The 11,532-nt window shown below is 56.8% G+C and carries 11 protein-coding genes; 6 read left to right on the top strand and 5 right to left on the bottom strand.

The genetic code is table 11. The annotated features are described in order from the left end of the window. The first annotated feature begins 134 nt into the window (after positions 1-134). The 4 genes from AC1Z3O_RS24815 to AC1Z3O_RS24800 all read left to right on the top strand — a co-directional run bounded on the left by AC1Z3O_RS24815 (position 135) and on the right by AC1Z3O_RS24800 (position 3,214). Positions 135-1,121, top strand: coding sequence for a helix-turn-helix transcriptional regulator (locus tag AC1Z3O_RS24815; RefSeq protein ID WP_483518514.1), 987 nt, complete (start codon positions 135-137; stop codon positions 1,119-1,121). Positions 1,122-1,711: 590 nt separating this feature from the next. Further along, positions 1,712-1,993, top strand: a complete 282-nt coding sequence (locus tag AC1Z3O_RS24810; protein WP_483518513.1) for a hypothetical protein — start codon at positions 1,712-1,714, stop codon at positions 1,991-1,993. Between the two features lie 134 nt (positions 1,994-2,127). Beyond that, complete coding sequence (locus AC1Z3O_RS24805) at positions 2,128-2,535, top strand: hypothetical protein (protein WP_483518512.1); 408 nt, start codon at positions 2,128-2,130, stop codon at positions 2,533-2,535. Between the two features lie 241 nt (positions 2,536-2,776). Further along, positions 2,777-3,214: a hypothetical protein gene (locus tag AC1Z3O_RS24800; RefSeq protein ID WP_483518511.1), complete on the top strand. Its 438-nt coding sequence runs from the start codon at positions 2,777-2,779 to the stop codon at positions 3,212-3,214. A gap of 122 nt (positions 3,215-3,336) precedes the next feature. Here AC1Z3O_RS24800 and AC1Z3O_RS24795 read toward each other — a convergent pair whose 3' ends face one another. The 5 genes from AC1Z3O_RS24795 to AC1Z3O_RS24775 all read right to left on the bottom strand — a co-directional run bounded on the left by AC1Z3O_RS24795 (position 3,337) and on the right by AC1Z3O_RS24775 (position 7,653). Beyond that, positions 3,337-4,215: a hypothetical protein gene (locus AC1Z3O_RS24795; protein ID WP_483518510.1), complete on the bottom strand. Its 879-nt coding sequence runs from the start codon at positions 4,213-4,215 to the stop codon at positions 3,337-3,339. Positions 4,216-4,393: 178 nt separating this feature from the next. After that, the gene (locus AC1Z3O_RS24790) at positions 4,394-5,158 is read right to left on the bottom strand and encodes a hypothetical protein (RefSeq protein ID WP_483518509.1); all 765 of its coding nucleotides are present in this window, start codon (positions 5,156-5,158) and stop codon (positions 4,394-4,396) included. Between the two features lie 149 nt (positions 5,159-5,307). Then, positions 5,308-6,057: an SIR2 family NAD-dependent protein deacylase gene (locus tag AC1Z3O_RS24785; RefSeq protein WP_483521968.1), complete on the bottom strand. Its 750-nt coding sequence runs from the start codon at positions 6,055-6,057 to the stop codon at positions 5,308-5,310. An 80-nt stretch (positions 6,058-6,137) separates the two neighbouring features. Continuing rightward, complete coding sequence (locus AC1Z3O_RS24780; RefSeq protein WP_483518508.1) at positions 6,138-7,040, bottom strand: 5'-nucleotidase; 903 nt, start codon at positions 7,038-7,040, stop codon at positions 6,138-6,140. Positions 7,041-7,245: 205 nt separating this feature from the next. After that, positions 7,246-7,653 (bottom strand): hypothetical protein, encoded by a 408-nt coding sequence (locus tag AC1Z3O_RS24775; protein WP_483518507.1) that lies wholly within the window; start codon positions 7,651-7,653, stop codon positions 7,246-7,248. A 578-nt stretch (positions 7,654-8,231) separates the two neighbouring features. Between AC1Z3O_RS24775 and AC1Z3O_RS24770 the strand changes: the two genes are divergently transcribed. Together AC1Z3O_RS24770 and AC1Z3O_RS24765 are read left to right on the top strand one after the other, a co-directional pair. Continuing rightward, positions 8,232-8,924, top strand: coding sequence for a hypothetical protein (locus AC1Z3O_RS24770; RefSeq protein ID WP_483518506.1), 693 nt, complete (start codon positions 8,232-8,234; stop codon positions 8,922-8,924). Positions 8,925-9,247: 323 nt separating this feature from the next. Further along, positions 9,248-10,354, top strand: a complete 1,107-nt coding sequence (locus AC1Z3O_RS24765) for a diguanylate cyclase domain-containing protein (protein WP_483518505.1) — start codon at positions 9,248-9,250, stop codon at positions 10,352-10,354. Positions 10,355-11,532 lie beyond the last annotated feature (1,178 nt).

The following is an 11,532-nucleotide window of genomic DNA, read 5'->3' as shown; positions in this document are numbered from 1 at the left end:
TCCGGGCAGCTTGCCAGCATAGCGCAGCCATGAGACATTTTGTGTCTCATACGAGGACTTGCTGCTGGCTCATGTCTCCCTTGGATTCTCCGATTCTTGCAATGCTTCCAACGAAGCATTCCTCACAGCGGTGGATGACTACACCTCAGGTCGCGGATGCGCTGGAACGCAGTGGCCTGACAATACGGCATGTCAAGACCGTACAACGGCGCCTCGAAGCATTACTTGAGGCTGGAGTCGTCGTGAAGCGCAAAGCTGGAAATGCTCTTGAATGGCAGAAGAAAGAGGGAGCCAGCGGCGTCGCAGCCAAAGCCGGGGCGATGATGACCTTCGATGAGGCCTTAGCGTTGCAAACGCTAAAACGCTTCGCAGGCCTGCAAATCCCTACTTTGGTGGGGACTGCACTAGGTGGTCTCTTTGACGTCGCGGAGGACCGCCTAATGCGGGGCACGGCGTTGGATGGACGTCGGCATGCAAACTGGCACAAGAAGGTCGCCGCCGTGGACAATGGCTTTCAACTTCTGGCCCCAGCCGTCCGAGAAGCAATCTTCTACCCGGTCTCCGAAGCCCTGTTCTCGGAACAACTACTAGAGGTGGTCTACAGGCCGCGCTCAAACCCTGAAAAGAAGCCAGAGCCCCAGACAGTGATGCCGCTGGGCCTCGTCGAGATGGCTTCCTTCGTCTATCTGGTGGCCAAGCGAGACTCGAAGCCGGATGCCGCCATGTACCGACTGGACCGCATGCAGAGCGCCCGCGTCTGCCCTGAGCCTTTTCCTTACCCCAAGGACTTCTCGTTGGGGAAGTACATCGCGCAAGAGCGGCAATTCGACTTCCTTCCGCGCGGGGAGGTGAAACTTGTCGTCCGATTCGCAAATGGACGAAACCATGCGGTTTGTGAAGCCCCAATGTCGCTTGACCAGACCATTGAACCCCACCCAGATGGTAGCGTCACCGTGTGCGGGACAGTCGTTCTCAGTGAGCGCCTGCGCTGGTGGCTCCGTTCCTTTGGCCCCTTCGTGGAGGTCCTGGAGCCCGCAAACTTGCGCGACGAATTCGCAGCCGAAGCTAAGGCAGCGGCGAAGTCTATGCATGAGGGCGCTAGGCCGTGCCTCGCGCCATGACCTTACCGCCGCTGGCAACAAGGGACCTGCGTTAGTGTGCCATCTGAATGAGCACAGGCAGCATGTTCCCCTTCCCGTAAACGGCGCCCGTCGGTGTCCTGGTGATATCCGACTTCGGGTCATACGACCCGACCGTCCGTCCCGTCGCGGTGCGCCCGGTCAGTCGCCCCGTCGAGTCGGACTGGATATAGCCAATGAGCGTGCCGGTGGGGGTACGAAGTTCTTGACGATTTGCCATACTGAATTCCTCCTTTCTCTGGATAAGCCTTGACGTGGCCCACATCGGAATAATCTCACCGTCATGAGGCATTCAATGTCTCAACGCTTTGCATAGTCCACCTAATCGCCTCCCAAGGCTGCTTCGCACTGCACGATGTATTGCGAAAATGGCAGCTAAATTGCGGCACCCTTCTCTGAGACACCAATTGCCTGATGGGTGGATGATGATGTCATCCATGCAGCCCTAGTGCCGCTTCAGGGGGGCCTACCGCTCGAAACGGCGATTGCCCATGGCGCGCATGTCCTTCCTCCTCGGTCGTCCACAGCCGAGGCCGCCCAAGAGGGAGAACAGTCAATCAGGAGGGAGACCTTTGCCGAAAGAGTCCGGTATCTTGGTCGCATTGCAAGTCGACTACGTGCGTACCGCACGTTATTCGGTGCGGTACCAATTGAACGACCTACCACTACATCAGGTCATGATTGCCCCCAACCCTCGGACCGGACTGGTCGGGGACGTCAGGAATAGTCAACTGGGGGATAGCATCTCCGTGATGCTGTCCGACGATGGCAGCCATATTCTTGACTGGGAGAACCATACCGAAGCCGCGGTGTGGAACGAGTTCCCTGGCACCTGGGGTGAGATGGACGACTGACGACGTCATAAGACCGCCCTTGTACCAGACCAGCCACACCATCGCTCGCCCTAGTCAAGGCCTCCCGTTCATTGAGACAAGAACTGTCTGGAAGAGCATTTACTCTGTTGGTTATCGAGAGCGATGAGAAGACTATGAAACTGAAAAATGGCTGGAAGCAGTGGAAGTACTTCGACGCAGAGTCGGAAGTGGAAGGCGAGCTGATTGACATCGAACGCTACGTCACCGTCCTCGATAAGGTAGGGGCAACCGAGGGCTATTTCTACAGGGACGGGATAACGCCCTGCATCGGAGTTACCTTTGCCATGCTGGTGACACCCACCATGGCCATACAAATCGGTGCCGCGCTGGAACGTGCCTGCGGCTACCCCATACGACTGATGCTTCTCAAGCCTCGCGTCATAGAGTTCGCCGTAGAGTCTCGCTTCCTGCTGCCGGACAATATGGAATACCAAGTCGGTCATTTCTCGGACTACGGCGAGCGTATTTCGACGCTGGCGTCTACCTGGGCCGTTGATGGAACCGAAACTCCGCATCGGTAGCAATCTTTACTGGCGTGAACTCCTTGGAGCCAGGGTCGTGCTGGCCAGAAAGTTAAGAGATAGAACCTGGAAGGCGGCTTTGCAAACTCAGTATGCTCTGGCGGGTCTTGAATCATTCGTACCGGGGGACCGGTCACACCCGGAGTGCTGGCCACACCACTGGCTCACCGAAGCAGATTCCGTGCCGCACACACTGCTGCATCGCCCGTTCCCGAACATGCAAATTAATGGGAGATAGAAGATGTCCGACGAGCTCACCTCAAAGCGTCTCGGCTCGACCTTCAATTCGCTGAGCGTCCGACTTGTGCATTCCTACCACATCGACGCAATGCTCATGCTTCTCGAAGAAGAGCTTCCAGCAGCCGCAAGCGATGTCCTTCGCGCCGAACTGGATAATGTTAGAGATGCCATGGTGAGACATTTCGACACGACATGCCTCCCCGGTACATTGGATGAACTGGTGAAGTTCTTTGTCGAGGAATCGCTGAATAATGGCTCATTCGGCTTTCTTGTCAAGGCTGAACAGCCTTACTTTGCCCTCGCCAGTACCGGTCGCCTCACATACTCCTGGGACACAACCCGTTCGTGCTGGTTTTATGGGCAGACGTACCAAAACGCGCTACTGCGTGTGCACCAATGGGCATCAAGGAATAAGGTTGAGGCAGGAGCGCGCAGATAGGCAAGCTGCAGTCCTAGCCTTAGGTTAAGCAGTTCGCCCCAAGCTTTGCCTCAACCGCTACCCCTCGTCCGCCAAGACTGGCGGACGAGGCAAGCAATGCGAAATGCCTCGCGAGGACTTTCCTATTCTTCGCTACACGCCATCGTTGCTAGCTTTAGCAGCGTTTCATTGTTGCGCTCAACTTCCCCTGGGGCCAAAGTGAACCGATAGGTACCGCCACCCCGAGGGCTGTAGTCATTCATATCCAGGCCTGCCGTGCGTGCCATCTCTTCTGTCACGGAAGATTGTTCAATTCGAAAGCGTAGGCGAAGACCGGCTTTCTGGGGCGTCATAGTGACAGCATTCCTAGCAGCCCCATTCTCAGAAATACCAATGTAGTTCTTGTTGTAGCGCAGCTCGAACTTTGGATTTACTTTTCGCAGGATGCCGAGCATCTGGTCTGCCATCCCGAGCGTTGTGGACGTACTCTTTCTTTCCCAATATGCGCGGTCGGTCGCAACATACTGTCCCTCGTCGTCCTCATCCTCATATTCGATACGCGAGACATTGAGTACGGTAGTAAAGAGCAGAGAGACCCCACCTCCTGGCAACTCAACTGCGGTCATCTTGAGTGCGATGAGCGGAATATGCCCATTGAACAGCGATATAACGTTCAAAAAGCGATTGGTTACTTCCTCCGCGACAATTACCGCAACGTGGTCAAATGAGGGATTCCGCTTTCTCTCTAGGTCCCAGTACTCGATGGTTCGAATGATGTGAGACTCATCAATTCTACCAAGTTGGATTTCAACTTCGTATCGCTGCTTTGCTTCGACATCTGTAGATTGAAGTAGCAGGTCCAGACGTCCTGCGCGCGAATGAATCCGTTCTCGGTCGCGGAGAAAGACGTCACCAAGGCCTAAAATTGCAGGGTCCGCTGCAATACAATCCTGCACCCAGCGCTCGTTCAGTTCTGGGTGGTTTTTGAGCGAAATCACATTGAGCTTCTTGTAGTCAGGCATCGATTCATTACTTGGTTTGTACTGGCGGATTGCAGACAGACTGCGGGTAGCGTTCTCGTCGCGAAGCTAGCCATCACATCATTACGACAAACTTCGAGACCTCGCTCACCCCACTTCGGCAGGGGTAGCAGCGCACTTCCCCACGCGAAGTTTGCCGATAGGGACAACTAGAGTTCGCTCAGCTATCTTTTCTTGCTTCCAAGCGCCCAAGAAGCTCTTCTGCGCCGATATCAGTCCAGCCGTCCGCATCTGCCTCAGCCTCGAGCAGCGCGTCAACAAACTCGGCAGTCTGCGCAGGGTCTCCGCCAAACGACAGTTCCCAGAGAGCGCCGTAGATAATCTGAGAAAGCGATGGCGCCACGACCACGGAGGTTAGAGCGCCTCGGTGCCCGCCCTCATTAGCACCGTTGTCTTCTGCGAGGGGTACCTGACCATTGAAGCGCAGCGGCAAATTCAAAAGCTCTGCCAACGGGCAGTACATGATTGACCATCGGATTCTCGTGCCTGCCTTGTACTGCATGCCGCCATTGAGCTCGACATCCTCCCGCAGCATATAGCCGACACCGGCAATCGACAGGCGATGGCTTACCGTAAGCTCACCGCTCTGGCCATCTCTTTCCCAATCCGGCGTGAGTTCCAGGTACTCGATTCCCTCGACGTCGTAGTCACCCGTGTAAGGCAAAGCAGGGTTCTTCCTTGCCTCCTTCAGGTATTCGGCTGCGTACACCCGCGCAAACACCGGAAGCAATGTGGGATTGACCTCGAACAGCGAGAAAATGTCCCGGAGATAGATTTCACCATCAAATCGCACTGCATCCATTAGGTACGCAGCAGCATCTGTTGTCACCTCGGATTGAAGGTACCCCTCTTCTCCCGTTTCCTCGTCGAGTCCCCAACGAACATATTCCAGACAGCCACCGGTCTTAAAGACGAGCCCGCTCATGTGGTCCTTTTCGAACGAATATTACTCTCCACCATCGCCAGTCTGTTCTCGCCTCGCCGGCCACGAGCTTATCGAGGGAAGGAGAGGTTTCCAGGGACAGGAGAAGACGTCAACGAGCGTCATTCCTGAATCTGTAGCAAGCTCAGATTCTAGTGCCCAGCGCTCTCCAGGTAGGCATCCAACTGGCACAACATCTCTTCGGCTCGGCCTTCCAGCCCTACCCCGAACTTCGGGTTGATAGCCGACTCACGGGCATTGATACGGATGACCCGAGGTCCATGCCTCTCACTGAAGCGCCGCACGGTAGGCAGCCCCGTGCCCGCCCCCACCTCGACGACAACCAGGCGCCTGGAACCGCCGAGCCAGGCGTTCAGCCTCGTCTGTTGTCGTTCGACGGGTTCGGTATGCCACGCTACATCATCGAACATCAAAATGTGCGGGCGGGCCAGTGCCCCGCAATTCGGACAATGTGGCAGAGGGCCCTTTATCAGACAAGCATCGTCGTCCACTTCCGGTATGAATCGGTCGGCAGACCAGACTGCCTCGGAACAAGGCTCTGAGCACTGGAGATAGTGGATAGACCCGTGGCACTCCACGATACGACTTTTGGAAAAGCCAGCCGTCTGGAATTGTCCATCGACGTTGCTGGTGTAGACAAATGCGCCCTGGGGCATTCTGTCAGCCCAGCGCTTCAGTATCCCAAAGCCGGCGTGAGGCTCGATGGTGCGGTAGAGCGCCAAGCGGTGCCCATAGAAACCCCATGCCAACTGGGGATTGGATAGAAATGCCTGTGCATTTGCAATGGACTCAAACGACAACCTGGCCCTGCCAAGCGCCGGGTACGCGGCCCATAACCCCTGGTCTCCGCGAAAGTCCGGAAGGCCTGAGTCCACGCCCATACCGGCTCCGGCTGTAATGAGCAAGCTGTCCGCCTGCTGTAGCCACTCCACGGCTTGACTCAATGCGTTCGGCTGCACTGTCATATCGCAATCGCTTCCAATTCGTTATTGATACCATAGGGGACATGCCCTGTCGCGACGTGCCGCGAGGCGGATTCACAGTTGTCCTCGTGGTCATCGAAGAAAATATCCGGCTCGAAGGCTGTCAGGAAAGGCGTCTTTGGCCGTCCGCCGAGGAACATTGCTTCGTCGACGGTCACGCCCCATGACATAAGCGTTCGTATGGCCCGCTCATGGGCCGGTGCACTGCGTGCGGTCACCAGGGCAGTACGTACCTTAACCGGCGCCACGCGCTGAGCCTGCAGCCAGCACAGCGAATCCAGGAATGGCTTCAACGGACCGGGCGGGAGAGGGTTAAGTGCATTTTGCATCTCATGCTCATTGAAGCACTCGAGATGCATGGACCGAAACACGCGCTCAGCCTGGTCGCTGAAAAGCACGGAGTCGCCGTCGAATGCAATGCGCAGCTCGTCCGGATTGCGCACCGCCGCCGTTGAAACGGGAAAGACTCGCGCTGCGGGAAAACCTGCTGCAATCGCGGCACGTACATCTCTGGCTTCGGCAGACAGGAAGAGATTCGCTCCAAGAGGCCCCAGATAACGATGCGGAGCCGCACCACTGGTAAAGATGGCCCTTTCAATGGCCAGCTCGTGATATGCGGCCGAGCCGAACACCCGAAGGCCTGTGACAGGGTCGTTCCGGGAGAGGATGGCAATCTCTACATCGTCTGAGCCTTTGCAGTTAAAGGCCAACAGCTTCTTGACCAATGGAAACGCGGCGCCTGGCCTTGCCGGCACGTCCAGCCGGTCCTTCTGTCGCTGGCAGTAGGGCCGACAATCTTTCGGGTTGAACAGCCGGGCTTCCTCTTCAAAGTCGAAGAGTGCCCGGGCGGACACCGCCACCGTCAGCGCCGTCTTGCTCATTTCCCCTCCCATGTATGTCACGACGGCCAGCATATGCACAAGTCAGGACATCACGTGTCCTGAACGAGCTCGCAGCCATCGGACGCTTGACCGGTGCGACCTGCCAAGAAAGGGGGGGAAGGCGGTGCTGCCGGCTGCGCCAGCTGTGCGACGAGAAAAGGGGCATGGTCTGATTAACATGGGCATGCTGCTGCCTTCTCCTCAATCAGAAGTTCTCTGCCCACTTCTCCCAGAATCCAGGGTCATCGTGGTGCGCGTTTTTCATGGAAAATTCAAGTGAAAGGACGTAAAATTCCACACCTTCGAATCGGATAGTGCCATCCGGATGCTCAAGGAAGGTCTGCACCTTTCGATACTGGGCGTCGTTCTCATCAAACGGGACGTCTATATAGACCTCGCCGGCATATGAGCACATGCGCGTTTCGGAAGCATAGGGGCCGCACTCTCGCCACCCCACCTGCTCCTGTTCGAGCCACTCCAGAATGCGTCGCCGACTTTCTAAGGTCCTATAATTGTTCGTACCTGCCCCGCCCGCCCCCGGGAAAGCCAGATAGAGAACGTCGCGCTTCAGCTTTCGCGCTATCGCGTCTATGTGTTCGAGCAATGCCGGCATTCCACCCACCTCCATTGTGCGTAATGTCTGACCTACCCAGTCGTACTCGTTGCCTTTTCGGCCATGCCAAAGCAGCAGTGGTGTAGGCAAATGATTGCATACGAACGAGACAATTTATGTCCTTACTTGACGAATTTGCCATGAGCACCCGCATGCTCTCGAGACACTAGACGTCTTCTCCCGTCCGTACGATGACGGCAGCTAAAAGGGAGGGCAGCATTCCACGAACCGCGCCAAGGTCAAGTTGGCCCACCGTGCAGGCGTGCTCACACCAGTTGCCAGTTGTCAGAAGAATAGGAATTGGGGGAGAAATCCCACGCACAGGACAACTCGGTAGTGTGCAAACCTACAGCTTTCAGTCTCCAGACCGATAAGTGAAGAGGGTCTTTTCTGCCAGGACTACTTATCAGTGTTTTCCCCTCGTTCGAGGGAGTACAACTTGAAGTGCTGGCTGTATAAAGATGGCCACACGATTGAGCGGCGGCAGGCGGTTGTCGACGTAGTAAAGCTGAATGGCAGACAGCACCGCGCCACAGAAAACTCCAAATTTTCGGTCGACTTTAGGACATTGAATAGCGATGTTTTCCGACATTAAGAATCGCCGCGTTAGACAGTTTCCGTTTGCCGCAGGAACAAATTTCAAGGAAACGGATTGGTCACAGGCTGAGAAATCGCTCAAAGTATTTATGGTCCTCTGGGCGGGTGTGAAAAGGGGCGAGCTAACCGTCGACGAAATCCGGCATTCCTTCTTCTACTCAACGTCTGACACCATCAGTTATCGGGAGAGCTGGAAGTGCGGTCAGTACTGGTCGGTCGCAGCTTGGGTACTAGCCTGCGAGCAGGGGACTACAGAGACACTCGTTTCCGAGCACGTTCTGCCACGTGAAGAAATGTTGCAATACCTTTTCTCAGAACACGTCAAGACAGCTGAGGAAGCAGCTGCGTACCTCTGGGAAAACAGCTTCGTCTGTGTCATCACGAAAGAGGAAAACACACGACTTAACAAAGCAAAGTTGGCCAAAAAGGGATTCCCCCAAGACCCGTGGACCCGATACTCGCAGGATTGCCTCGAGGACCCTATCCTCGTTTTAGACGCCGAGTGCCCCCCGGGTAACCGGTTCATGAGCGACGCAGAACGTATGCCACTGAAGCAAAAAGGGCTACTTTCCGGAATGGAAGCACTTTCGGCCGTGCATCATGAACGGATGCCAATGACGCCCGCGCGCAAAAAGCGGAAGCCAAAGGCAAGAGATGCCAGTGTCAATTCTTGAGCCAGCCGTCGACTGCGGGGCAACGATTGCTTGCGAACAACCTTGCGTCGAACTTCGCCGCCCCCTTCAGAGCCAACATCTCTCTCCGACCGCTTAGCTTGAAAAACTGAAGCGGCGTGTAGAGAGATGCATAACCTGTGAATCTTGGGCCCATAAGCTGCGAAGCTTATGGGCCTCTTTGCTAACAGGCCATACCCATCGGATTCCGGCGCGATTGCATATCGAATGCACCAGCAGGTGCTCTGATGGGGCTCGCTGACCTCGTCTTGAAGACCTTACCCAGCGTCTCTACGAGGCCGTGAACCAGCAACAAAGACATCGATATGGCAGGCGCGAACAGCACACAGCCCCTCACCAAAAAATTCAATTCGAAAAGAGCGACTTCGACGGGAGAAAACGCTCAGGGATGGCGCTGGAACGCCATTTTTGACGCCTTGCACCAGGAACCCGAGGCGGAGCAAGCACTGGTGCGGGTATCGCTCAGTCCCGTTGGTCTCATCGCCTACCTTGCCGTCGCCTGGTTCCAGCGCACGCCCGAGGCGTATGCGATTGTCGGGGCGTTTGTGTGCTACGTCGCCTGCGGCATCGCGACCTACGTGGCGGTCAAGGTCAGGCCGGCCCCGTCTCGCGTACGCTTGGTGATATCCACTTTCATTGACCAAGCCTCGCTGGTCGCGGCACTGGCCATCGGCGGTCGCGTGGCGTTGCCCTTATTTTTGGCATTCTTCTGGTTCTTGGTGGGGGCGGGCTGTCGTTATGGCAGACGCCTGCTGGTGCTCTCATGCGTAGTCGCCCTCACGGGTATCGCGGGACTGATGCGGTGGGCGCCGTGGTGGCGTGCCAACTTCGAAGCTGGCCTCGGCATGGTTCTCAGCGTAGCGGCCACGACGGTCTATCTCGCTGTGCTGGTTCGCAAGCTCGAAAAGCAGGCGGCTACCGACTCCCTGACGGGCCTCAGTAACCGTCTTCGCCTCGAGCGGGCAATTGCGCAGGTGCATCGCACCCAGGACGCCGAGATGGGACAGACCGCTCTCCTGCTCATTGACCTGGATGGTTTCAAGCATGTGAACGACACGTACGGTCATGCAGTGGGAGACGCACTGCTGAAGCACTTCGCCAGCGCCCTGCAAGCGCGAATGCGTCGCGGCGACACGCTCGCTCGCCTGGGAGGCGATGAATTCGTGGTCTTGGCGCGCGATGTGAGCGGCAAGGCTGGAGCACAAGCGCTTGCCGACAGTGTTCTCGCCATGCTGGACAATATCCAGACGATTGACGGGCATCAGGTTGCTGTTTCAGCCAGTATTGGCATCTGCCTGTTGCCCGCTCGAGCCGGTAACAGCCCCCTCGATACACCCGGCCTGCTGCGGCAGGCCGATAGCGCCATGTACCGCGCTAAAGCAAGCGGCAAAGGGCAGACGGCATTTGCCTGATGCACAAGCTCGGGGTGGGTGCACGACCACCAAGGTGCTAACGTTGGTTCTCCATGGACTTGCGCGACTGGGCGCATAATCCTACCACCATGGCGGGGGAATCGTTCACAACCCAGAAGATATGAACCGTGGCTGACGCCTGCGCACAAGTGAATGACCCTGAGCTTCGAGAGGAACACTATGCTTACGTGCGCGGCGCAGGAAGGTCCCGGCTCTTTCCGTGGACTTGGCCATATTGAGACCAGCCGTCACTTGCGGCGTCTCGATGGTTGGTACTACGAAGTTTCATCGCTTTTGAAACTTCTCAAAACTAATGATACTGCTTGTCATCCAGGACTCATCCAGGTCAGCCGCGGCTCAGGGCAACGCAATGGCAGGCTCTATCGTTGCGCAAAGGCAGCGGCAGCCTTTGCAACGTTCTCGAGCTTCCCACTGACAGCGCCTTGAGCGGGGCAATGTTGCCCTGCGACGCATTGTCGAGTCTCAGATGCCCTCGAGCAGCGACCGCGCGGAAGATGGCATTGCTAAGTAGCGGCAAAAGGTCGCGAAGCAGTGTGGCAAGCTGCGGCAGACCCGGCGGTACCTGCTCTGAAGAAAGCTGCTCACAAATTGGGGGACGCCATGAACTCCATGCTGACATCCTTAGTCTCGCCGAGACCATACTGTTCAGCCAATTCCTCCCAAATGCGCTTAGCCTCACCATCGAAACAGGGCCAACCTGACAACAAATACCGCCGACCGCTCGAGGTCACGCCGACCCTTGTGCCAATATCAAAGGACTGGATAGCGCTGCTGACACGGCCCTCTTGGTTCTCAACGCAGTACCCCACGAAAAACCGCTGGCCCAACTTTGTTTCGCGGACCCGCCAACGCTCAAGCGTTACGTGCGGTTGTACATCGACAGGTGCAAGCGTCGGCGGCATCTCTGGCCATAGCTAGCTGGAGCGCCACCGCTTGGCAAACGTAAGGCACTGCCCACAGGTCACTTGGGCGCCTTCCTCCGGTTTCGGTGCCGACTGAGGCCCGCTAGCCGAGCCCTGTGAGCGCCTGCATAGCAAATCGCCGGGCTTCCGTATCAGGCGCCCGTCACGAAAACCCTCTTGGAGCAGGATGTGAACAACGCTATCGCCGGTCACCCCCCGTTCAGGAGCTGCATCCGGTGGTTCACTCTCAGCGCC

Source organism: Cupriavidus sp. 09_S30, assembly GCF_056930435.1.
Note: the sequence above shows the minus strand (reverse complement) of the source record. Positions and strands in the feature narration are given on the sequence as shown.